Origin of the sequence: Nitrosospira multiformis, assembly GCF_003050865.1 — a bacterium.
GTDB classification, from domain to species: domain Bacteria; phylum Pseudomonadota; class Gammaproteobacteria; order Burkholderiales; family Nitrosomonadaceae; genus Nitrosospira; species Nitrosospira multiformis_E.
On sequence record NZ_QAOK01000009.1, the window covers coordinates 16,695 to 40,584 of the forward strand.

Annotated in this window: 19 protein-coding genes; 13 read left to right on the forward strand and 6 right to left on the reverse strand. The window is 53.6% G+C overall.

Annotated elements, in window-relative coordinates; all coding sequences use genetic code 11:
* The first annotated feature begins 52 nt into the window (after nucleotides 1-52).
* The 3 genes from C8R21_RS06400 (at nucleotide 53) to thrC (ending at nucleotide 4,291) form a co-directional block, all read left to right on the forward strand.
* A complete protein-coding gene (locus C8R21_RS06400) occupies nucleotides 53-1,282 on the forward strand; it encodes a pyridoxal phosphate-dependent aminotransferase (protein ID WP_107761963.1) in 1,230 nt (409 codons plus the stop codon).
* Between the two features lie 100 nt (nucleotides 1,283-1,382).
* On the forward strand, nucleotides 1,383-2,702 hold the full coding sequence (locus tag C8R21_RS06405; protein ID WP_107762023.1) for a homoserine dehydrogenase: 1,320 nt from the start codon (nucleotides 1,383-1,385) through the stop codon (nucleotides 2,700-2,702).
* A gap of 155 nt (nucleotides 2,703-2,857) precedes the next feature.
* Nucleotides 2,858-4,291, forward strand: coding sequence for a threonine synthase (thrC, locus tag C8R21_RS06410; protein ID WP_107761964.1), 1,434 nt, complete (start codon nucleotides 2,858-2,860; stop codon nucleotides 4,289-4,291).
* A 123-nt stretch (nucleotides 4,292-4,414) separates the two neighbouring features.
* Here thrC and C8R21_RS06415 read toward each other — a convergent pair whose 3' ends face one another.
* From C8R21_RS06415 to C8R21_RS06425, 3 genes are all read right to left on the reverse strand, one after another.
* On the reverse strand, nucleotides 4,415-5,191 hold the full coding sequence (locus C8R21_RS06415) for a gamma-glutamyl-gamma-aminobutyrate hydrolase family protein (protein WP_074974533.1): 777 nt from the start codon (nucleotides 5,189-5,191) through the stop codon (nucleotides 4,415-4,417).
* 234 nt (nucleotides 5,192-5,425) lie between these two features.
* Nucleotides 5,426-6,541, reverse strand: coding sequence for a YbdK family carboxylate-amine ligase (locus C8R21_RS06420; RefSeq protein ID WP_074974534.1), 1,116 nt, complete (start codon nucleotides 6,539-6,541; stop codon nucleotides 5,426-5,428).
* Nucleotides 6,538-7,746, reverse strand: a complete 1,209-nt coding sequence (locus C8R21_RS06425; RefSeq protein WP_107761965.1) for a cation:proton antiporter — start codon at nucleotides 7,744-7,746, stop codon at nucleotides 6,538-6,540. The genes C8R21_RS06420 and C8R21_RS06425 overlap by 4 nt, the downstream gene beginning before the upstream one ends.
* A gap of 649 nt (nucleotides 7,747-8,395) precedes the next feature.
* Between C8R21_RS06425 and putA the strand changes: the two genes are divergently transcribed.
* From putA to C8R21_RS06440, 3 genes are all read left to right on the forward strand, one after another.
* On the forward strand, nucleotides 8,396-12,061 hold the full coding sequence (putA, locus tag C8R21_RS06430; protein WP_107762024.1) for a trifunctional transcriptional regulator/proline dehydrogenase/L-glutamate gamma-semialdehyde dehydrogenase: 3,666 nt from the start codon (nucleotides 8,396-8,398) through the stop codon (nucleotides 12,059-12,061).
* A gap of 111 nt (nucleotides 12,062-12,172) precedes the next feature.
* Nucleotides 12,173-13,078, forward strand: coding sequence for a hypothetical protein (locus tag C8R21_RS06435; RefSeq protein ID WP_107761966.1), 906 nt, complete (start codon nucleotides 12,173-12,175; stop codon nucleotides 13,076-13,078).
* Between the two features lie 217 nt (nucleotides 13,079-13,295).
* Nucleotides 13,296-14,465, forward strand: coding sequence for an acyltransferase family protein (locus tag C8R21_RS06440; protein WP_181258869.1), 1,170 nt, complete (start codon nucleotides 13,296-13,298; stop codon nucleotides 14,463-14,465).
* Between the two features lie 8 nt (nucleotides 14,466-14,473).
* On the opposite strand, the gene nadC is transcribed toward C8R21_RS06440, so the two are convergent.
* On the reverse strand, nucleotides 14,474-15,343 hold the full coding sequence (nadC, locus tag C8R21_RS06445) for a carboxylating nicotinate-nucleotide diphosphorylase (RefSeq protein WP_107761968.1): 870 nt from the start codon (nucleotides 15,341-15,343) through the stop codon (nucleotides 14,474-14,476).
* A 59-nt stretch (nucleotides 15,344-15,402) separates the two neighbouring features.
* On the opposite strand from nadC, the gene C8R21_RS06450 reads away from it, so the two are divergent.
* The 6 genes from C8R21_RS06450 to C8R21_RS06480 all read left to right on the forward strand — a co-directional run bounded on the left by C8R21_RS06450 (nucleotide 15,403) and on the right by C8R21_RS06480 (nucleotide 21,123).
* Nucleotides 15,403-16,884, forward strand: a complete 1,482-nt coding sequence (locus tag C8R21_RS06450; protein ID WP_107761969.1) for an FMN-binding glutamate synthase family protein — start codon at nucleotides 15,403-15,405, stop codon at nucleotides 16,882-16,884.
* Nucleotides 16,885-17,034: 150 nt separating this feature from the next.
* Complete coding sequence (clpB, locus tag C8R21_RS06455; protein WP_107761970.1) at nucleotides 17,035-19,644, forward strand: ATP-dependent chaperone ClpB; 2,610 nt, start codon at nucleotides 17,035-17,037, stop codon at nucleotides 19,642-19,644.
* 454 nt (nucleotides 19,645-20,098) lie between these two features.
* Complete coding sequence (locus C8R21_RS06465) at nucleotides 20,099-20,287, forward strand: hypothetical protein (protein WP_107761972.1); 189 nt, start codon at nucleotides 20,099-20,101, stop codon at nucleotides 20,285-20,287.
* Between the two features lie 25 nt (nucleotides 20,288-20,312).
* The gene (locus C8R21_RS06470) at nucleotides 20,313-20,468 is read left to right on the forward strand and encodes a type II toxin-antitoxin system RelE/ParE family toxin (RefSeq protein ID WP_107761973.1); all 156 of its coding nucleotides are present in this window, start codon (nucleotides 20,313-20,315) and stop codon (nucleotides 20,466-20,468) included.
* Between the two features lie 11 nt (nucleotides 20,469-20,479).
* On the forward strand, nucleotides 20,480-20,785 hold the full coding sequence (locus C8R21_RS06475; RefSeq protein ID WP_107761974.1) for a HigA family addiction module antitoxin: 306 nt from the start codon (nucleotides 20,480-20,482) through the stop codon (nucleotides 20,783-20,785).
* Nucleotides 20,782-21,123, forward strand: coding sequence for a hypothetical protein (locus C8R21_RS06480; protein ID WP_219906619.1), 342 nt, complete (start codon nucleotides 20,782-20,784; stop codon nucleotides 21,121-21,123). Before C8R21_RS06475 ends, C8R21_RS06480 begins: the two co-directional genes overlap by 4 nt.
* A 249-nt stretch (nucleotides 21,124-21,372) precedes the next feature.
* Here C8R21_RS06480 and C8R21_RS15625 read toward each other — a convergent pair whose 3' ends face one another.
* The gene (locus C8R21_RS15625) at nucleotides 21,373-21,444 is read right to left on the reverse strand and encodes a hypothetical protein (RefSeq protein ID WP_074704460.1); all 72 of its coding nucleotides are present in this window, start codon (nucleotides 21,442-21,444) and stop codon (nucleotides 21,373-21,375) included.
* Entirely contained in the window at nucleotides 21,444-22,577 is a 1,134-nt protein-coding gene (locus C8R21_RS15630) for an HAF repeat-containing protein (RefSeq protein WP_258192286.1), read from the reverse strand. Before C8R21_RS15630 ends, C8R21_RS15625 begins: the two co-directional genes overlap by 1 nt.
* A gap of 97 nt (nucleotides 22,578-22,674) precedes the next feature.
* Here C8R21_RS15630 and C8R21_RS06495 point away from each other — a divergent pair.
* Nucleotides 22,675-23,786, forward strand: a protein-coding gene (locus C8R21_RS06495) for an IS3 family transposase (protein WP_375135997.1) whose coding sequence is annotated in 2 segments (ribosomal slippage) — nucleotides 22,675-22,930 and nucleotides 22,930-23,786 — 1,113 coding nt in all. Because the reading frame shifts where the segments join, the coding sequence is not laid out codon by codon here.
* Nucleotides 23,787-23,890: the final 104 nt, after the last annotated feature.

The following is a 23,890-nucleotide window of genomic DNA, read 5'->3' on the forward strand; positions in this document are numbered from 1 at the left end:
CTGACCTTTGCCTTTGCCGTAAGGCTTTTGCCACCCATCCATCCCATATCTGATGCAGCCCATTCTCAAATCCAGCAAGTTGGCCAACGTATGCTATGACATTCGCGGACCGGTGCTTGACCGGGCGCGGCAAATGGAAGAGGAAGGGCACCGCATCATCAAGCTCAATATCGGGAATCCGGCATCATTCGGTTTCGAAGCTCCCGAAGAAATCCTGCAGGATGTGATGCATAACCTTTCCGCTGCATCCGGTTATTGCGATTCGAAAGGATTGTTTGCGGCACGCAAGGCCATCATGCATTACACGCAGGAGAAGCGTATCGAGGATGTCCGGCTGGAGGATATCTACATCGGCAACGGCGTTTCCGAACTGATCGTGATGGCGATGCAGGCGCTGTTGAATACGGGCGATGAGGTTCTGATTCCTTCACCCGATTACCCGTTGTGGACAGCAGCGGTGGTGTTGGCAGGCGGGACTCCGCGCCATTATGTGTGTGACGAGCAATCGGGCTGGTTGCCTGATCTGGAGGATATCCGCTCGAAGGTTACCTCAAACACCCGTGCGATCGTTGTCATCAATCCGAATAATCCGACAGGTGCGCTTTATCCGGACGAAGTGTTGCGTGAAATCATCGAGATTGCACGTCAGCATCAACTTATCGTCTATGCGGACGAAATTTACGACAAAGTCTTGTACGACGATGCGACTCACACTTCGATTGCTTCCCTGGCGGATGACGTCCTGTTCGTTACATTGAACGGATTGTCCAAGAATTATCGTGCTGCGGGATTTCGCTCGGGATGGGCAGTGGTTTCCGGAACAAAACACTATGCCAGTGACTATATCGCTGGTCTGACCATGCTGGCCTCCATGCGGCTGTGTGCGAATGTTCCTTCGCAGTTTGGTATTCAAACGGCGTTGGGGGGTTATCAAAGCATCAAGGATCTGGTCATGCCCATGGGGCGGCTTATGCGGCAACGCGATCTCGCCTGGAAACTGTTGACGGAGATTCCGGGTGTATCGTGCTATAAGCCACGGGCCGCAATGTATCTGTTCCCGCGCCTGGACCCCGCAATCTATCCGATCGAGGACGACGAGCAATTTGTGCTGGATTTGCTGCTGGAAGAGAAGGTGCTGCTGGTGCAGGGTAGCGGTTTCAACTGGCCGTATCCTGATCATTTCCGTGTTGTATTTCTACCTAACAGTGACGACCTGACCGAAGCCATTAGCCGCGTTGGAGGCTTTTTGGCTCGCTATCGCAGGCAGCACGGAACCGGGTGAGGCAAACTTAACCTCTGTAAACGAGAACGCCGCATACGAATAAAAGTCTCTTTCAGCAAATATGGCAAATATGTCCGAAAAATTCATCATTACCGAAGATATGAAACCTATCAACGTGGGCCTGTTGGGGGCAGGCACTGTCGGCAGCGGCACGTTCGCCGTGCTCAAACGCAACCAGGAAGAGATTACACGGCGCGCCGGTCGCAGTATCGTCGTTCGCATGATTGCTGATCGAGAGGAAGAGAAAGCCCGCCGGATTGCAGGCGACGATGATGTCATTGTCACGGACGACGCGAATGAAGTGGTGATGAATCCCGATATCGATATCGTGGTCGAACTGATCGGTGGCTACACCGTGGCCAAGGATTTGATACTGAAGGCCATCGAGAATGGCAAGCATGTCATTACCGCCAACAAGGCATTGCTTGCTTCACATGGGACCGAAATCTTTGCTGCGGCGCAGAAAAAAGGCGTGATGGTGGCATTCGAAGCGGCGGTGGCCGGAGGCATTCCTATCATCAAGGCCTTGCGTGAGGGGTTGACTGCCAACCGCATCGAGTGGATTGCCGGCATTATCAATGGCACGAGCAACTTCATCCTTTCGGAAATGCGAGATAAGGGGTTGACGTTTGAAACCGTATTGAAGCAGGCGCAAAAACTGGGCTATGCCGAGGCCGATCCCACTTTTGACATCGAAGGTATCGATGCGGCGCATAAACTCACGATCATGGCCTCGATTGCCTTTGGCATTCCGATGCAATTTGACAAGGTATATACCGAAGGCATAACGAAATTGACCCGCGAGGATATCCGGTATGCAGAGGAACTGGGCTATCGCATCAAGCTGCTGGGCATTACGAAACGTACACCCGGAGGAATCGAGTTGCGTGTGCATCCGACACTCATCCCTGCTCGCAGGCTGATTGCCAATGTCGAGGGGGTCATGAATGCCATCGTGGTGAGAGGCGATGCGGTAGGCTCTACCCTCTATTATGGTCCGGGCGCGGGCGCTGAACCTACAGGGAGTTCAGTCGTGGCAGACCTGGTGGATGTAACCCGCATGCACACTGCCGATCCCAAGCATCGCGTTCCTCATCTTGCCTTCCAGCCCGAACGCCTGTCAGATACGCCGATCATCGCGATGGACGAGGTGGAAACGTCTTATTACCTGCGGCTGCGAGTCATGGACAAACCTGGCGCCCTGGCCGATATCACGCGTGTGCTTGCCGACCTCGGCATTTCCATCGAAGCCATGATGCAGAAAGAGCCAAGCGAAGGCGAAGACCAGGTGGATATCATTATGATCACCCATTTGGCAGTGGAAAGGAACGTTAACGACGCTATCGCTCGAATAAAGCGATTGCCCATAACAACGGGCAAGGTGACCCGCATCCGACTGGAGCATCTGGGCAGCAAATAATTTACAGAACCGGTTGCAATCTACAATCCATACTGCTTCGCGGGTATGACGAGACTTGAGGAGCCTATTGCGAAAATTCCTCATCCCGCTTTCATATTTTATGCATCGCGTCACTTTTACCTTTTTGCGAATTTGTACAAGGCGGATTTAGGATAATGCTCTACATTTCCACTCGTGGCGGCATGCCGCCTAAAAAATTCTCCAGGATTCTTCTCGGCGGCCTTGCTCCGGATGGGGGGCTGACGATGCCGGAAACATATCCGAGATTCGATAGCGCACAACTGCAGGAACTGCGTGGCATGGATTACCGGGAACTCGCGTTCGAGATCCTTTCACGTTTTGCGGATGACATTCCTGCCCCGGACCTACATGGCATCATTGCGCGAGCCTATACCGCCCAGTCGTTTCAAAACGATGAGATCACACCGCTTAAAACCCTGGAACCGGGGCTGCACATACTCGGTTTGTCGAATGGGCCGACGCTGGCCTTCAAGGATATCGCCCTGCAATTACTGGGCAACCTGTTCGAGTACGCGTTGGACAAGAGTGGCGAGCAACTGAATGTCCTCGGTGCAACTTCCGGCGATACCGGGCCAAGCGCAGAGTATGCCATGCGAGGCAAGCGTGGCATTCGTGTGTTCATGCTTTCGCCGCATGGGAAAATGAGCCCGTTCCAGACAGCTCAAATGTTTTCCCTGCATGATCCGAATATTTTCAATATCGCGATCCGTGGCGTGTTCGACGATTGCCAGGACATTGTCAAGGCTGTCAGCAATGACTATGCGTTCAAGCAGAAATATCGCATCGGCACGGTTAATTCCATAAACTGGGCGCGTATTGCCGCCCAGATCGTTTATTACTTCAAAGGTTATTTTGCCGCCACCCGCTCGAATACGGAGCAGGTATCTTTCGCCGTGCCATCGGGAAATTTCGGCAACATTTGCGCAGGGCATGTGGCGCGCATGATGGGCCTGCCTATCAAAAAACTGATACTTGCCACCAATGAAAATGATGTGCTGGATGAATTTTTCCGGACGGGACATTATCGCCCGCGCACAACCGTTGAGACTGTCCAGACCAGTAGCCCCTCAATGGATATCTCCAAGGCCTCGAACTTCGAGCGCTTCATTTTCGACTTGGTTGGAAGGGATGCCGCCAAAGTGAAGGAATTATGGCAGGCAGTAGATGAGGGAGGCGCCTTTGATCTCGTCAATACGCCTCTGTGGGAGAAAATCGAAGACTTCGGTCTTGTGTCAGGAACCAGCAGTCATGCAGATCGAATCGCGACCATTCGCAAGGTGCATGATCGGTATGGTTTGGTGATAGATCCGCATACCGCTGACGGTGTAAAAGCGGGATTGGAGCAGCGTGAGCCCAATATACCCCTGATCTGCCTTGAAACCGCATTGCCCGTCAAATTCTCGGCAAGTATTGTCGAGGCAATCGGACATGAGCCTCTGCGCCCGGCCGGATATGAGAATATTGAAGAAAAAGCGCAGCGCTATGTAGTCATGGATGCTGATGCAGGGGCGGTCAAGGCGTTTATTGTGGAGCAGGCGGGGCAGGCCCAAACCGCGGCTGCGGTATAGGCTGGCGATGAGACGGAAGGTGGAGCGCCAGTAAATATAAGCGCGGGCGGCAGCATCGCCTTCTATTCCGCCTCGCTTCGACAGATTCAGGACGAACAGCGACAGGAAGGACCTGTCACTTTATTATTCGCGCTGCTTTTCAGCGGCAGCAAGAAAATCATCCAGTATGGGACCGGAATCGAGCAGGTCTGTGGCGGGGCCATGGAATTCGGGATGCCACTGGAATCCCGTCACGTAGTTGTCTCCGTGCATGCGTATTGCTTCGATGATGCCGTCAGACTCGGATACTGCCTCGACCATGGAATCCCGTCCCAGTTCCTTGATTGCCTGATGATGTATGCTGTTGACAAGGTGTTGGTAGCGATTGCCGTAGAGCCTCGCCAACCGGGAATTTTCTTCAATCAACAACGCATGCCGATGCTGGTCATACAACACGGCATCTACGTGAATGAGGCATTCCGGGCGATCCGTCGCGATATCCTGGTATAGGCTTCCACCCAACGCTACATTGATGAGCTGGAGTCCGCGGCAGATACCCAATACCGGTTTTCTTTGTACCACACATTCCCAGAAAAGCTCCATTTCGTAAAGATCACGCACCCGGTCGCCGGACCACTCCGGCCGGTGAGGTGTTTCACCGTAGGAAACGGGAGATACATCTGCGCCACCTTGCAGCACCAGGCCGTCGATTTCCCGGACATAGTCGCTTATACGCACATGAGAACGCTCGACGCCGCCGGTTTCTATTGCCGGCAACATGAATGCCAGCGCTCGTCGGCGCATGATCCAGTGGGCGACAGTCTGTTCAAGGTATTGCAGGGTTTTATTGCGAAAACCCAGTTCAGGGGGCGGTTGATGCAGGATACGGGGTGACAGGCCGATACGTAACGGGCGGGGCATCTCAGGTAACGGATGAGTCCTCAGAAATATGAATGTAATTAGATTTTGGAATTTCCGCGGTGTTCTTCGTTACATATAGCTAGCCAGTGTCGGTGTGGTTAATACGCCCTGGATAACTTTGCGCCCTCCTTACAGTGGTCTGGCGGCAATCGAGCCGACGTTGCGCTACTTTGTTGCGCTGGTTTTTCTCATCGATCCGTATCTACCTGGCAGTTTTGACACTCCTCACGAGAATCAGTTTCCCATCCATAATTCGGCTTGCAATTGCATGACGTCGGCAAGGTTGTGCTCGCTCGCATAAGCCCTGCGCTGCCAGCTTGTGCCATTGCCGACGATGAGTATTTCGCGGATGCGTTCCATCGCTTCCACCGCGTGCAGTTCTCTTGCGTGGTCGGAAATGTGTTCAAGCATCTCCATTATATCTTCCCGGATACTGCGCTGCTGGTGGGTACGAGGATCGATAAAGACGCCTTCCAGGCCAAAGCGGCATGCCTGGAAGCGATTGAACGTATACACCAGATAGTCATCCTCTTCGGGCGCCATGCGCTGTTCCACCATGATGTATCTGGACATTGCCTGGATATAGCAGGCAATGGCAGCGGCAATCTCGACTGTAAGGGGCGTATCGCACACTCTCACCTCGATGGTGCCGAATTCGGGCTTTGGCCGTATATCCCAGTAAAAATCTTTCATCGATTCGACCACTCCCGTTCCCGCCATCTTGGCGAAGAATTTTTCGAAATCGTTCCAGCGCAATACAAAAGGCGCTCTTCCACTTAACGGAAAGGAAAAAACGGAGTTCAGCCGCGCAGAGGCAAAACCAGTATCATGCCCCTGCACAAACGGCGAACTGGCTGACAGGGCAATAAAATGCGGAATGTAGCGCGAGAGCATATGCATCAGATGCAGCGCTTCGTCCGGACCGGGACAGCCGAGGTGTACGTGCTGTCCGAATATCGTGAATTGTTTAGCCAGATAGCCATACAGTTCCGAGAGGTAATGAAATCGCGGCGCATCGGAAATCTTCTGCTCGCTCCAATGCTGGAACGGGTGAGTGCCTCCGCCTGCAACAGCAACGTTGAGAAAACGTCCGGCATCAGAAACAACATCCCGCAGGGCGCGCAGCTCCGCCACCAGCCCCGCATAGTCCTGTTGCACCGAGGTATTGATCTCTATCATGCTGCGCGTCATTTCCGGCTTGATTTCTCCGGGGTGCGTGCGTTTTGCTACGCGGCGCAAAATCTCGGGTGCAGAGGAGGCGAGGTTGTAATCGTTACAGCTGAGCAACTGCAGCTCAAGCTCCACCCCTATGCTCAGGGGACGGGAGGGCGCGAAGGGCATCAGGCTCATGCTTTTTTTTCCGGTGTTTCTCCGGCTCTGCGCAGGGCAACTTGCACCAGAATGGGCCCGGCCAATTCAAGTATGACGATCCAGCTCATCAGCACCATTCCAAGGCCGAACGCGAATTCGGGAAAATCGATTGCAGTATCCAGTGTCAGCAGAAGCGCCACGCTTGACATGGGGACCAGTGCAATACCGAGTGATATCGCCTGACGCCAGCCAATGCCGCTGTGGGTAGCCAGCGGTAGCACGGCTGAGAGCTTTGCTATGATTCGTACGACGATAAGCAGCAGAACCAGTAAAAAACCATCCTGCAAGCCTCTGAGATCTGCTGCCAGACCATTCGCAATAAACATCAATACCACCAGAACAGCCCCCGCGGAGCCGAAGTGCGGCGGGAACGTGCGGGTGTGTTTGCGCTGGTAGCGGGTGATCAATCCGGCAGCAAGCAGGACTAGGATCGGGCTGAGCCTGAGTGTCGAAGCCATGATGGTGGCAAAGGCGATCATGCCGAACAGGATGAAGGAAAAAGTTTCCTCGTGCTGCCCTAGGTGGTGATGGATGCGTTCGAAGGTAACGCCGAACAACCATGCCAGCAACGCGGACCCCCCGAGGAGATAGAGTGGGGGGAATATGGTATGCACGAAGCTTGTACCCGCCTGACCGTGCATGACGGCAACCGTCAGCTTGTGGAAAATCACCGCATAGATGGTGTTGAGCGCTGTCATGAGCAGGAGCCGATCGGTTACCTGACCCTGAGCGCGGGATTCCGTTACGGTGCGTACTATGATAGCGGGCGAGGTTGCGATGGCGATGGTTGCAACGACGGCAGCGGCAGTGCTGGTAACATCAAACCATACCAGCACCGAGAAGACAGCCCCAAAAGTAGTGATGGCTTCGAGAAGACTGGTGCCTGCAAGCCACGGGTTGGCTTTCAGCCAGCGCAGATTGACCTTGCTACCCAATTCAAACAGGAGAATCCCAAGTGCGAGATCAACCACCAGGCGCCACTCGTTCACGGGGAGCTGAGGGATAAGACCCAGTCCACCTGGCCCCAATAGTGCGCCAATGCCGATATAGCCAACTATCCGGGGCAGCCTCAGATGACGTACCAGCGCTTCGCCCAGAAGCACAGCGACAACGAGTGTGAGCGCCAGCCACAGCGCTGGACTGATTTGAAGCGGCCAGGCTGGAAGATAATCAGACCAGGTCATGCATTTATGATCAAGTACTTCTGAGAATGAAGAACCGGCATGAGACTCATTCGACCGTTGTAAACGTTACTGTAAGATACATCGGTGCCTCCTTCAGACAAATGCGGATATTGGATCTGTTCATCCGTTAAAAACCGGCCAGACTCGAAACTGACTCCAGAAAGCGTTGTATTTTTTACTGCTTTTGCGGGATTATGAATGAGGTATTGAGTCAGTATTGGGAGAGATGCCCGGATTATAAACCATGAATCGAAACAGGGATAACTCTTCGAAGCTGACGAATATGGGGCAGACCGCAGTTTTTCTCATGATAGTGACCCTCAGGGAATTTTCAGTTGCGCAGCAATCTGGTTATGTGACGGGGCCAACAGACAGGCTCCGGTTCAGTGTTCAATAATTTCCACGCTATTCTTCAGCAGGAGGAGGTGCAGAAAGGGACCAGGCTCTCAGGAGTGGTTTTGAAACAACGGTCCGAAAATTTGCTCTGCTTTTATACCTTTTTACCTTAACCAGCCTTCTCTTCGAAAATCACAGGCTGGAGGGCTACGACCTCAACCTGTTTCCCAAAATGGGTGAGATAGAGACATGGAGTCCGGGAATGAAGGTAATCGGCAGATCAAGTAAATTGTTTCGCTCACACGGAAAAAACGTGGGAAAAACGGTTATCCATCCCCGATTTTTGCGCGCTGCAATTACCAGTGCGTATCGGCGCAACGAGACCGAGAGCGTGAATGGTTTATTGAGCCAGCTCGATTGGCCGCCGAGCAGCCGCATGCGAGTAGAGGAACTCGCCCGTAAACTGGTCTCCGCGATGCAAGGCAAACACAGCCATAGGGGAGGCGTGGATGCGCTGATGCACGAATTTTCCCTGTCGAGCCAGGAGGGTATAGCTCTGATGTGCCTGGCCGAGGCGCTGCTGCGCATCCCGGATCGGGAAACCGCCGATCGCCTCATACGGGACAAGATCAGCAGGGGTGATTGGCGCGCGCATGTGGGACATAGCCCTTCGCTTTTCGTAAATGCGACGGCTTGGGGCCTTCTGATCTCTCGCAAGCTGGTTTCGACCCACGGAGAAGATGGGCTGTCAGCTGCGTTATCCGGATTGATGGAAAAGGGGGGCGAGCCGCTGATTCGAAAAGGAATGGATCTGGCAATGCGTATGCTGGGCCACCAGTTCGTGATTGGCGAAACCATCGAGGAAGCGCTGGAGCGTAGCCGGGAGCGCGAGATGCGGGGATATCGCTATTCATACGATATGCTGGGGGAGGCGGCAATAACGGAGGCTGACGCCCAGCGCTACTGGGCTTCCTACACCTCGGCCATCCATGCTATCGGCAAGTCGCGTGGCAAGAGTGGTATTAAGAGCGGTATTTACAAGGGACCGGGAATTTCAGTAAAGCTCTCCGCGCTGCATCCCCGCTATGTGCGCTCCCAGCGCGAGCGTGTGATGGCTGAGCTGTTGCCACGTCTTAAATCACTGCTGCTGCTTGCCAGGCACTATGACATGGGCTTCAACATGGATGCGGAGGAAGCCGATCGACTCGATCTCTCGCTCGATCTCCTGGAAGCGCTCGTGTTCGACCCGGATCTTGCGGGTTGGGATGGCATCGGCTTTGTCGTCCAGGCCTATCAGAAGCGATGTTCGTTCATTGTCGATTGGCTCATCGATCTTGCGCGCCGCAGCGGTCATCGCATCATGGTTCGGCTTGTGAAGGGCGCGTACTGGGATGCGGAAATCAAGCGTGCACAGGTAGAGGGACTGGATGGCTATCCCGTTTATACGCGCAAGATTCATACCGACATATGCTATATGGTTTGCGCGCAGAAGCTCCTCCGCGCAGCGGAGACGATCTATCCCCAGTTCGCTACCCATAATGCATACACATTATCAGCCGTATGCCAAACAGCACAGGATGCGGGTATCGAAGATTACGAGTTCCAGTACCTGCATGGGATGGGCGAGACGCTGTACGACCAGGTCGAACTCCTGGAGGAGGATCGACTCGCAAAGCCATGCCGCATCTATGCCCCCGTAGGCAGCTATGAGACGCTGCTTTCTTACCTCGTGCGCCGCCTGCTTGAAAATGGCGCAAATTCGTCATTTGTCAACCGCATTCTCGACGACGATATCAGTATAGAAGAGCTGGTTGCGGATCCCATCAGCCAGATCGAGCAGAAAGGGGTGCATCCTCATCCTGCGATTCCCTTGCCCTGTGATTTGTACGGTCACAAGCGCAGGAATTCGGCAGGCATTGATTTCAGCGATGAGCAGGTACTGGCTACATTGGCTGCCGAATTGGCTGGAATGGAAAGGCGTGAATGGCGGGCTGAGCCTGTGCTTGCAGACGGTGGGAATGCCGGTAATGCAGGTTCACGGGTTCTCAATCCGGCTGATCGCAATGATTCCCTCGGCATTGTGATAGAGGCGACCGAGCATGATGTCGGAGTGGCGATCGCTGCCGCGCACGCATTCGTGGCCGAATGGCAAAATGTATCGCATGAAGCCAGAGCTGCGATGCTTGAACGGGCAGCGGATGCATTGGAAGCGCACCGTACGGAACTGATGGGACTGGCGATACGCGAAGCCGGCAAGTCGTTACCCGATGCGGTTGCGGAAGTGCGTGAAGCGGTTGATTTCTGCCGTTATTACGGGCAACAGATACGCGGCTGGTCCAATGCGAGTCCGTCTTCAGCGCTCGGCCCCGTGGTCTGCATCAGTCCCTGGAATTTCCCGCTGGCAATATTCATTGGCCAGGTAAGTGCCGCGCTTGCTGCGGGCAATCTCGTACTCGCGAAGCCAGCCGAGCAGACGCCCTTGATTGCCGCCGTTGCTGTCAGGCTGCTGCATGAGGCTGGCATTCCACGGCCAGCGTTGCAGCTTTTGCCCGGACGGGGTGAGAGGGTTGGAGAGCAGCTTGTCAAAGATGTCCGTGTGCATGGAGTTATTTTCACCGGCTCTACCGAAGTCGCGCAACTCATTTGCCGTACACTCGCTCTTCGTTCCCAGAAAGGTGAGATCCTCTTCATCGCCGAGACCGGAGGTCAGAATGCGATGATCGTCGATTCATCCGCTCGTATCGAGCAGGTGGTGCAGGATGCGCTGACGTCGGCGTTCGATAGCGCGGGGCAGCGTTGCTCGGCGCTGCGGATATTGTGCTTGCAGGAAGATATCGCTGAACAGGTGCTGGAGGTTCTGAGAGGCGCAATGGTGGAACTCACCGTGGGTGATCCCCGGCGGCTTGCTACCGATGTCGGCCCGGTAATTGATGCAGATGCTCAACACGCCTTGCTCGCTCATATCGAAAAAATGCGCGCGGCAGGTCATACCGTTTTCCAACCGGCGCTGCCGTCGGTTTGTGTGAACGGCACTTTCCTTGCACCCACCCTGATCGAGATTGATCATATAGATGAGCTCAAACGTGAGGTGTTCGGACCGGTGCTGCATGTCGTGCGTTTTACCCGGGAACGGCTGGACGAGCTTGTTGGCCAGATCAATGCGACTGGCTACGGTCTGACGCATGGTATTCACAGTCGGGTGGATGAGACCATTGATTTCATTACCAAGCGTGTGCATGCCGGTAACATCTATGTCAATCGTAATATGATCGGGGCCGTGGTCGGTGTGCAACCCTTTGGCGGGGAGGGCAAATCGGGTACCGGCCCCAAGGCAGGAGGGCCGCTCTACCTGCATCGGCTGATGCCTCAGACGCCCCTCTTGCTGGCGGATAACGGCGGCCTCCAGGTAAATAATGCGCCTGCTGAGCTGCAAACTCTTGCCGATTGGGCCCGGGAAGCCGGACGGGACGTACTCGCCTCGTTGTGCAAGGATTATGCCAAACGCACACCCCTCGCATTCAGCATTCCGCTACCGGGACCGACAGGGGAGAGCAATACATTAAGATTCGCCCCACGGGGAGCGGTAGCCTGTATTGCCGTAGACGAAGATGCGCTGCTTGAGCAGATGGCCGCGGCGCTGGCGACCGGTAACCAGATTATTTTGGCTGATAACCCGCCTTTGCACGCGTTACTGGATAAGCTGCCGCCGCAAGTGCGGGATCGATTGCATGTCGAGCGGGACTGGGTCCACGCACCGGTTTCTGCGGTTCTCTATTCAGGCTCTGAAGATGAGGCCTACCGGCTCCGAAACGAGCTGGCGGGACGCGAAGGTGCTCTAGTCGCATTCATTACTGCCTCCGGTACCGATTTCCCTTTATACCGTTTGACGGCTGAGCGGGTGGTTAGCGTGAATACCGCTGCTGCTGGCGGCAACCCTGGCTTGATGGTACTGGATTTCAATGGATCATCTACCCATTAGCCGGCCGTAAGTCAAAAATCAATCCAGCTTTGGATTGAAGCTTCTCAAGATGAACTGATGCGCTATATTAAAAATAGATCCTGATATCTATATATAAGGTGAGGAGCAATCATGTCAGATCTTAAAACCGTATGGTTCGGAATGTTGACTGACGATTCGGATGATTCCGGTACCGACAGTTCCATTGTATTAATTATCAATGTAAGAGGTGGCAGGTTCGATGTCTTGCACCGCACATTTCCTGACACGGAGCAGAACGACCAGGAACAAGGACAAGCGAATCTCTATGAAATAACGGAGGATGACTTCGAGCCGCAACCCTTTGTCGGCTCTACGGTCGATCCTCAGGACCTGAATGCTTCCTCCATCCGGATCGGCATTCGCGGTAATGATATGTGGCGGCCCAAGAGCGTATTCGTCTGGGGGGAACAAAAAGATGGATTAATCGTTCCACTTGCCCTCAATACCGAGTTGCAAGGGGATGTGGGAATTGCGGGCCAGTTGGTGGGTGTGGCCCTCAGCACGGACTCTGGTGAAGGCAAGCTTTCCTTTGCTCCTGCACGCGTTCAACTGGGAGACCAAACGGTAGTTATTCGACGATTGCTCCTGCTCTTGACTACCGCTGATGTAGATAATGCCGGCACCGACAACGACATCGCGCTTCAGATTACCGCTGCTGATGGCCGCGTGGTCGTAGATCACGTTTTTCCCGACACTTCTCAGGATGACCTGGAGCGCGCCCAGGCAAATCTTTACTTCGCCCCGGTCGATATTCCTTTTACAAGGGCTCAACTGAACGCCGACTCGATCAGGTTAAGTATCAAGGGTGACGACGCCTGGGTGCCCGCGCGCCTGTTTCTGTTTGGTCTCAGCGAGTCTGAAGGCGGCCAGCCTCCTGAATTTGTCGTGCCTCTGGTGCATCTTCCCACATGGCCCCTTGATACCTTGAGCACCGATGAGAGAGAAGGGCAAGGATCGGTTGTATTGCCCCTGCTGGACAATATTATCTTGCTTTAATAATATGGATTTCAATAGGGTCAGAGTCGATTGATCCTAAATGGGATCAATCGACTCTGACCCTATTGATTTCGGACGCGCTGTAACCAGCGCTAAAGTTTTCAACAATTGCTGACATGTATTTCAATCTCGAACCTGTTCCCGCAATTCTTTATCTGAAAGCAACAACGATTCAGGTGCAATGCATTACCCCGCCTGCCGGAACTATTTCATACCGATGCATATTATTCCAGACCGGCTATTTTTTATGACGACCCGTAATAGCACAATTGACCTGGCAAAAGGGATGGGCATTTTTTTTGTTGTGCTTGGGCACAACTGGCTGTCGACTCACGAGAAAAGCGAACTCACAAGAGTTATTTTCTCCTTTCACATGCCTTTGTTTTTCTTCCTGGCAGGAATATTTTTGAGAGCACCACACGGACTCCTGCGTTTTGCAATAGGGCGGACAGGATCGCTACTGAAACCCTATTTCATTGTCCTGACAGCCCTCGGTATACTCAAGATAGTGTGGGCGACACTGGATGGAGATGCCGACATCAGCGGCACCAGGTATTTTATAGGCTTGCTTTACGGTACCGGCGACACAATTGCGTGGATTACCCTATGGTTCTTACCGCATCTTTTTATCTCATTGATCGCGTCCCTGATCATTTTGAGGGCGGTTGAAGCTTGCACGGACAACAAGGTATGGATAGCGTCAGTTGCCCTCATGCTCTTAGGGATTGGCATAGGTTCTATCGATGCCTATCGTCACCCTACGGCAATAGCCGCCAGCCTTATGGGACCAGGACGATTCCTGGGACTCCCCTGGGGCATTGATCTTATTCCGATAACATCTTCCTTCATTATCTTCGGGTATCTGCTCGCTACACCCGTGAAATCAATGAAATTCAGCCTGCCCGGCTTGTTTGTATCTGCCGTAGTGTTTGTTGCTCTGCACTTTTATTTTGATGACACTATTGATCTTAATGAAAGGGTATACGATAGTGCAGTTGTATCGACCGTGGAGGCGGCGACAGGGATATATATAACGCTCAGTATCGCTTCGTTACTGCAAAATTTTTCATCCTTCAGAAAACCGCTGGCATACCTGGGATCAGGGACTCTTTTTATCCTGATCTTTCATGACTTCCTGCAAACACTGGCGTTTGACGCGCTGCACTACATAAGCCCTTATGTGTATCTAAACAGCATTGTGAGTCTTGCATGGAGTATCGGGATGTCTTTGCTCCTGTGGGAGATGGCGAAGCGTCAGCGATGGTTGTCAAAGTTGCTGTTACCACAAAAACCAAAAAAGGCAATTGTTCGCAACGGGTTGGGACGGATGCCTGCTAATCTGTCGCTTAAAGATCCTCAAAAAACCAGACGCGACTGCATTTTTTGAGTGGCATGTCAGGTACGGGAAGAAAACCGCATCGACAAGTCTATGGCCTTTATATCCTTGGTAAGGCCGCCAATGGAAATGCGGTTCACACCGGTTTTGGCTACTGCGCGGACATTGTCAAGGGTAATTCCGCCGGAAGCTTCCAGCACTGCGCCTTTATTGGTTAGCCGCGCGTTCAATACTACTGCTTTCCTCAGTTCTTCCAGATCGAAGTTATCCAGCAGAATCAGTGTCGCTCCGGCATTCAAAGCAGTGCGGAGGCCTTCCAGTGTTTCCACTTCGATCTGGATGAATATCCCCCGGGCGGCAATTTTCCTCGCGGCATGCAGTGCCGGTTCAATACCGCCGGCAGCCATGATATGGTTTTCCTTGATTAGAATGCCATCATATAAACCGATCCGGTGGTTTGTTCCCCCGCCGCATTTAACGGCATATTTTTGGGCCAGCCGTAATCCAGGCAAGGTCTTGCGGGTGTCGACAATGACTGCACCGGTTCCGGAAATTGCATTCACGTAACATCGGGTCTGGGTGGCGACAGCCGAGAGCAGTTGCAGAAAATTGAGGGCTGTCCGTTCACCTGTCAGCAGTGCTCTGGCATCACCCTTCACTTCACAGAGTTTCTGTCCGGCGCCGACTGTTTCGCCGTCCTGCGCATGCCAGCGCACTTCGATTTGCGATTCCAGTTGCCGAAAGCATTCGGCAAACCATTGGCTTCCACACATCACAGCCTCTTCACGGCTGATCACAGTAGCGGTCGCAGTTTCGTCACAAGGAACAAGGCCAGCGGTGAGGTCGCCAGCACCGACATCTTCGAGCAGCGCCTGGCTGACGTTATTCTTGATTTCGGTTTCCAGATATGTGAAATGATCGTAAAACATTTTTATTATGTTTACCGGAACGAATGGAGTATTTTAGCTGAATGCAATACGGAGGCGTCATGTCTGATGCATTGAAAGTAATCTCATACGGTTTCGGCACGATTGTCGGTCTGATCGTGATAGGGATAGTCGTATTCTGGTTCATTCAGGATATAACCCAGAAGAAGCATTCCATCCTGCGTAACTATCCAGTAATCGGGCGCCTGCGATTTTTCCTGGAGAAGCAGGGAGAGTATTTCCGGCAATACTTCTTTTCCAGTGATCGGAGCGAAATGCCCTTTAATCGCGCTACTCGCTCATGGGTGTACAGGAATGCAAAGAATGAGGGCGGTATCGTCGGTTTCGGCTCGACCAATGATCTGCGCGAGCCAGGCTCTATTTTTTTCGTCAATGTCGCTTTCCCCGTATTGGAGAGCGACCGGTTGCCCACTCCGCCGCTGATAATTGGCGAGGGCTATTGCGAGCATCCTTTTCATGCGAAATCCATTATCAATATCAGTGGAATGAGCTATGGCGCGATCTCGGCGCCCGCAGTCCGCGCATTGTCACTTGGAGCGGCGGAGGCGGGATGCTGGCTGAACACGGGGGAAGGCGGGCTCTCACCTTATCATCTCGAAGGTGGTGGCGATATTGTCATGCAAATCGGTACTGCAAAGTATGGTATTCGCGACCAGGAGGGTAATTTTTCACCGGAGCGGGCAAAGGAACTTGCGAAGGTGGTCAAGGCATTTGAAATAAAGCTCTCTCAGGGTGCGAAGCCGGGTAAGGGAGGGTTGCTGCCCGGAACCAAGGTAACCAATGAAATCTCGGCTATTCGCGGTATTCCTGCCCATCGTGATTCAATCAGCCCTAATCGTCATCGCGATATCGGAAATGTGGATGAACTGCTCGACAAGATCGCTCATATCCGCGATCTCACCGGGCGGCCTGTGGGTGTCAAGGCTGCCATCGGCGGGTGGCGCTTTATTAACGAACTGTGCGACGCAGTGAATCGCAGGGGTTCCGAATACGCACCGGATTTTCTCAACATCGATGGGGGCGAAGGTGGCAGCGGGGCTGCGCCCCAGACTCTGTTCGACCACATGAGCCTGCCCATTGCGGAAGCGTTACCACGGGTGGTGGATGCATTACTGGAATCCGGCTTGAGAGACCGCATACGTGTGGTTGCAGCAGGTAAGCTGGTGACACCGGCACGGGCGGCGTGGGCGCTGTGCGTGGGTGCGGACTTCGTCAACACCGCGCGCGGTTTCATGTTTTCACTCGGCTGTATCCAGGCCATGCGATGTCACCTGAATACCTGCCCTACCGGTATCACCACCCATAATCGGCGTTTGCAGCGTGGCCTGGTGGTGCAGGAGAAATACCAGCGCGTTGCCAATTATGCCAAAAACATGAACAGGGAAATCGATATGATTGCCTACTCCTGCGGCTTGCGCCACGCCCGTCAATTGAAGCGCGAGCATGTGCGCATCGTGGAGACGGCGGGCAAAAGTGTGGCTCTCAACATTTTGTATCCATATCCGGAAATACCTTCGCTTTGACTGGCATGCGGTACTGGAATCCGATACAGCAATAGCTTTGCCTGTTGCATCCTCCATCTCGCCTGAGGATTGGGGCCGTAAGGGATATCTTGAAAATTCTCCCGTATCCCACATATATAATAATCATTCACTACCCATAAAGGGCTTCTCATGCGTTTCGACAAATTAACCACAAAATTCCAGCAGGCGTTGTCCGATGCGCAGAGCATTGCCGTGGGGCAGGACAACCCTTATATTGAACCGCAGCATTTGCTGCTAGCACTCTTGCAGCAGCAAGATACGGGCACGGTTTCATTGTTGCAGCGGGCAGGTGCGAATGTGCCGCCCCTCCGGGAAGCACTGAAAAAGTCGATTGAGCGTCTTCCTAAAGTAGAGGGTACGGGGGGAGAGATCAATGTCTCGCGTGATTTGGGTAATCTGCTCAACCTGGCCGACAAGGAGGCGCAGAAACGGGGTGATCAGTTCATTGCGTCGGAAATGTTCCTGGTGGCCGCGCTTCAGGACAAAGGCGAGACTGGGAATCTGCTGAGGCAGAACGGAGCCAGTCGCAATGCGCTGGAACAGGCAATCAACGAGGTGCGCGGTGGCGAGAATGTCAGCAATCCTGAGGCCGAAGCCAGTCGTGAAGCTCTGAAAAAATATACGCTCGATCTGACCGAACGTGCGCGGGCGGGAAAACTTGATCCGGTTATCGGGCGTGATGATGAAATTCGACGTACTGTCCAGGTATTGCAGCGCCGTACCAAGAACAATCCGGTGTTGATCGGCGAACCGGGTGTGGGCAAGACTGCTATTGTCGAAGGTTTGGCTCAGCGTATCGTCAATAATGAGGTGCCGGAAACCCTCAAGGACAAGAGAGTGCTCTCGCTGGATATGGCCGCGCTGCTCGCCGGAGCCAAATACAGGGGCGAATTCGAGGAGCGCCTCAAATCTGTTCTTAAAGAGATTGCGCAGGCCAGCGGGAGCGTTATCGTCTTCATCGACGAGCTTCATACCATGGTGGGCGCGGGCAAGGCTGAGGGCGCAATCGATGCGGGCAACATGCTTAAACCGGCACTGGCGCGGGGTGAATTGCATTGCGTGGGCGCCACTACCCTGGATGAGTACCGCAAGTACATCGAGAAAGATGCCGCGCTGGAGCGGCGTTTCCAGAAGGTGCTGGTGGATGAACCGACGGTGGAAGCTACCATCGCCATCCTGCGTGGCTTGCAGGAAAGATATGAGCTGCATCATGGCGTGGATATCACCGACCCGGCCATCGTTGCAGCGGCTGAACTGTCGCATCGTTACATTACCGACCGCTTTCTGCCCGATAAGGCCATCGATCTGATCGATGAGGCCGCGGCACGTATCCGGATGGAAATCGATTCCAAGCCGGAGGCGATGGACAGGCTCGACCGGCGTCTGATACAGCTCAAGATCGAGCGCGAGGCGGTGAAGAAGGAAAAGGATGAAGCGTCCCAGAAGCGTCTTGCACTACTGGAAGATGAGATAGCCAAACTCGAGCGCGAATACGCCGACCTGGAAGAAATCTGGAAAGCTGAAAAATCCCAGGTGCAGGGTACGCAGCATATCAAGGAAGAAATGGAAAAGGTCAAGCTCGAAATCGAGGCGGCGACGCGCAAAGGAGATTGGCAGAAAGTTTCCGAACTGCAATATGGACGCATTCCGCAACTGGAGGCGCAACTTCAGGTGCAGGATCGGCAGGCTGAGAAAGAGACCATGGAGCAAAACAAGCCGAAGCTGCTCCGAACCCAGGTTGGAGCGGAAGAAATCGCAGAAGTGGTTTCGCGTGCTACTGGCATTCCTGTTTCCAAGATGATGCAGGGCGAACGGGAAAAACTCCTGAATATGGAACAGAAGCTGCACGAGCGCGTAGTGGGACAGGATGAGGCGGTACGCCTGGTATCCGATGCTATCCGCCGCTCACGCGCGGGACTGGCGGACCCCAACCGCCCCTATGGTTCCTTTTTGTTCCTCGGACCGACGGGGGTGGGTAAAACAGAGCTATGCAAGGCGTTGGCTGGTTTTTTGTTCGATTCCGAAGAGCATCTGATTCGCATCGATATGTCCGAGTTCATGGAAAAACATTCTGTTGCGCGCTTGATCGGCGCACCGCCCGGATACATCGGATACGAGGAAGGTGGTTATTTGACCGAAGCGGTACGCAGAAAACCTTATTCGGTAATTCTGCTGGATGAGGTGGAAAAGGCACATCCTGACGTGTTCAACGTTCTGCTACAGGTGCTGGATGACGGACGCATGACTGATGGACAGGGCCGCACGGTGGATTTCAAGAATACTGTTGTCGTCATGACTTCAAACCTCGGTTCGCAAATGATCCAGCAGATGGCAGGGGATGATTACCAGGTCATCAAGCTGGCGGTCATGGGCGAGGTGAAGGCCTATTTCCGCCCGGAGTTCATCAACCGGATTGACGAGGTGGTGGTATTCCATGCGCTGGATGAGAGGCATATCAAATCCATCGCGCGGATACAGCTTCAGCAACTGGAAAAGCGTCTGGCGAAACTTGAAATGCACCTCAAGGTGACGGATGCTGCGCTTGCAGAAGTGGCCCAGGCGGGATTCGATCCGGTGTTCGGGGCCCGACCGCTCAAGCGCGCGATACAGGCCCAGATCGAGAACCCGCTGGCAAAGGAAATACTCGAAGGTCACTTCGCTGCGAAGGATACCATCACAGTCGATTCGAAAAATGGCGTGATCACCTTCTCGAAGACAAGGGAATCCGTACCGGCTTGAGGAAATTCCCGGAAGCCAAGCGCGCTCTCCCCAACCCTCTCCTTGCAAGGGAGAGGGAGTGGGTAAGGTTGAAACTCGATTCGCACGATGAAGTGATGGCATTGGTTCAGGCTTGTAGCGTTATGAACTGTCCAAACGTGACAACCAGTGAAATCCAGCACCAGCCGCGCTTAATAAAAAACGCATGGCAAAAGACAAACAACCCTTTTTTCCTACAAAATCTTGCAGCTTTCAGAGGATAAGAGGCCGCGAAGCGGGGCTGGATCGGGCGGGAAGCATGACAGTCCTCACATGCATTTGAGGCGCGGACATCTCCGGCGACTTGAAAAGAAAGTAGTGTGGGTACGGCCTTCGATGATCAATGCTGATTCAAAACGCGGTGCAGTTGTGAAAGATTATCTTGTACCCCCGAAGGCATAAGAAGTTCGCTCACTGAGCAGGGGGAAATCAACTAATGGAGTTTTCCCCCATTGGCGGGGATAGGTCTGTTGATGACTTCCAAAGCGCCTGTCCAGCCTGGGTTTCCGGCATTGCTCAGGATTGCGGCAACCCTCAAAAAAAGACGACCGGCGAGGAATTGAAAACGGTCGCCATTGAAGCGGGAGCGGCTACGAACGTAGATGGTCGATTCCAGATCGGCTGACGCGCTTATTTGACTTAAGGGGAGTGTGCATGATGCTAAACCATCGGCAAAGACAGCTGAGAATCTCGAAGTGGCCAGCAGAGAAAGATTCTGGAGTGTTCGCGTTACCGGAAACTGGCGAATTATTTTCCGCTTCGAGAACGGAGCGGCGCAGGACCTGGACTTAACCGATTACCACTGAAGGAGCTGAAAATGGGCATGAAGAATCCTGTTCATCCTGGTCGGATTGTAAAAAGCACGATCGAAGAGCTGGATTTAAGCGTTACCGAGGCTGCCAAGGTGTTAAACGTGTCACGACCTACCCTGTCCAGTCTCATCAACGAAAAAGCCGGCATATCGCCGGGGATGGCGGTAAGGCTATCAAAGTCCATGGGAAGCGCTCCTGCTTTCTGGATGCGGCTGCAGATGATTTTCGATCTTGCCCAAGTCGAGGCACGCGCCGATACCATTATCGTCAACCAGATTGTCCAACCGCATCCGGCCCCAGGAGGCCAGTGAAGATTTCGGGAAAGAATTGGGAAAATAAAAGCGCCAAAGCCAATCTTCAAAGTAGTTCTGAAAGCAGGAAAGGAACAGAAAAGAGATCAGAAGTAGGGCTTTTGGCCACAGGTTCTATCCGTGCCCGTTGGGAAACGGCGCAGCGTTGGTATGAGGCTGAGCTTGTTCTTGACCTACTAGGCGATTGGGTTCTTATGCGTCGATGGGGTAGCAAGGCTTCCAGGCAATACGGAGAACTGTCGCATGTGGTAGAGGGAGAGGTGGAGGGAAAACAATTTATTGAACGGATTCATTTAGTGAGATTACGGCGTAAACCAGCTTACTGGCGGATCTATTAACCGCTTGCCCTTGTGCCTGTGGAAAGACTGGCCAGGTAGCGGATTGCGTCCCGGGAGGGGCATTCCACAACCTAAAGTATGTGCGCTACTGCTCAATGACACGAGATACATTGAAAGCGATCTATCTCGTTGAAAGAGGAAATATTGAAAAATTGAAAGGGCAGGATGTAAAGATGTAGCAAAAGGGAGTCTTTATGCTACTTATCGACTCGCCAAAAAGGGCAATATTGCAGAACAAGAGATGAGCGTTCAATAACGTTTTAAATTTTCCATCTTCTTTCGTCTCGCCATAAACCCGATCAAACCCAACCCGGCGAGCATTAAGGCATAGGCTTCAGGTTCGGGATAGTAGTAGGAATAGCAATAGCAATGACTTGACCCCTGTTATTGATATCCATTGCCTGGACTAGAACCATCCCTTGAGGGAGGTCAACCAACGAATTGAGGTCCGTCATTCCTTCACCATCAGGACCGGTGATGAAGGCATGGTAATAACCTTCAGCCGTGTAAGAGTATCCCACTACCTGTCCGATATCGTTGATGTCGTTGGCCTGGCTCCCGTTCCCACCTAATAAAGTGCCCAGGTCTCTCATCCCCACCCCATCAGGACCGGTGATGAAGGCATGGAGACTACCATCAGCCGTGGAAGAGTTTCCAACCACTTGTCCGGCATCGTTGATACCGTAGGCATAGCTCCATCGCCCACCCAAAGTGCCCAGGTCTCTCATCCCCACCCCATCAGGACCGGTGATGAAGGCATGAAGATTACCATCAACTGTGCCAGACATTCCTACCACCTGTCCGGCATCGTTGATGCCGAAAGCCTCGCTCAAGCTCCCGCCCAAACTGCCCAGGTCTCTCATCCCCATGCCATCAGGACCGGTGATGAAGGCATGACGATTACTATCAGCCGTGAGAGAGTATCCAGCCACCTGTCTGGCATCGTTGATGCCGAAGGCATAGCTCCAGTGCCCGCCTAAAGTGCCCAGGTCTCTCATCCCCATGCCATTCGGACCAGTGATGAAAGCATGGGCATAGCCTCCAACAGTGCCAGAGCCTCCCACTACCTGTCCGGCATCGTTGATGCCGTACGCATAGCTCTCACCCCCCTCCAAAGTGCCCAGGTCTCTCATCTCCACCCCATCAGGACCGGTGATGAAGGCATGCTGACCACCTTCAGCCGTGTGAGAGTATCCAGCTACCTGCCCAGCATCGTTGATGCCGGAGGCATTGCTCCAGCTCCCGCCCAAAGTGCCCAGGCTAATTGCTTTCCTGCTGTTAAGGTCAACAAGGAGGACTATTTCGGCGTTTGCAGGATTGACAAAACCAAGGCCGGTAGTTAAGGCTGCGGCCAGGATAAGATGGCGAACTTTGAAGGAGTGGCTGAGTAGCGTCACGGCATTCTCCAGCAGGGTTTGGCAATCCATTACTTCAATGTAGATAATGGAGTTCATGCTGTCAAAGGAGCTGACGTTTCCCCTGAAAATCGGTACAGGTTAAAACTGGAGGTAGGATTGCTTCCAAGGCCTCATGAGAGGCAAAGGAGAAGCGATGAAGAAGTCGAGATTCACAGAGGAGCAAATCATTTATGCGCTGCGACTGGCCGATAGCGGTCAGCCGGTGGTGGATGTGTGCCGGCAGATCGGTGTGTCTGAGGCCACGTTCTATACGTGGAAGAAGAAGTATGCGGATTTGGGTGTGAGCGAGCTGCGCAGGCTCAAGCAGATCGAGGATGAGAATGTTCGGCTGCGACGTATCGTGGCGGACCTGACGCTGGACAAGCAGATTCTGCAGGAGGTGGTGAGAAAAAAGCTCTGAAGGCTGCCAAGCGGCGCGAGCTAGCAGCCTGGATGCAGGAGCGTTTCAAGATCAGTGTGCAGCGATCATGCCGCCTGGCGCAGCTAGCGCGCTCGGTTTGGTATGCCAGAAGCAGGGCGCGTGATCAAAGTGCGCTATGCCAGCGCATTCGCGATATCGCCATGAGCCGTCCCAGGTTCGGCTACCTGCGGGTGCTGGTGATGCTCAAGCGCGAAGGCTGGCAGGTGGGGAAGAAGCGTGTGTATCGGCTGTATCGCCAGCAGGGTCTGCAACTGCGCATGAAGGTCAAGCGCCGCAAGCGCATTGCGCTGTTGCGAGGCAGGCCTCAGGCACCCACCGGCCCGGACCAGCATTGGAGCATGGATTTTGTCCACGATCAGATGCAAGACGGCCGGGCATTTCGCATCCTCGCTGTCATTGATCAGTGGAGTCGCGAGAGTGTGTGCCTGGAGGCCAACTTCAGGCTGTCCGGGCGATGCGTGGGCCAAGCCCTGGACCGGCTTGCAGCGCAGCGTGGATGGCCCAGGGCAATCACCGTGGACAACGGCACGGAGTTCACGTCCAGGGCTCTGGACGAGTGGGCATATCGCCGGGGGATCAAGCTCGATTACACGCGGCCGGGCAAACCCACGGATAATGGGTTGATCGAATCCTTCAACGGCCGATTGCGCGATGAGTTCCTCAATGTCCACGAATTCGTTACATTGCACGATGCCCGTGAGAAACTGAAGGCCTGGCAGGACGATTACAATCACCACCGTCCCCATGGCTCACTCGGCCACCTGACCCCGAGCGAGTTCGTCAAAAAGAGGTCAGATCAAACCAACGAAGCGGTCCGCCTGTAGTTTTAAACCGTCCGGTTTTCGGGGAAACGTCAATAACGCTTGGGAATCAAGCTCATAATCGTCCACGAAAGTGGGTCAACTCCAACTCCAATCGCCTCAATGAG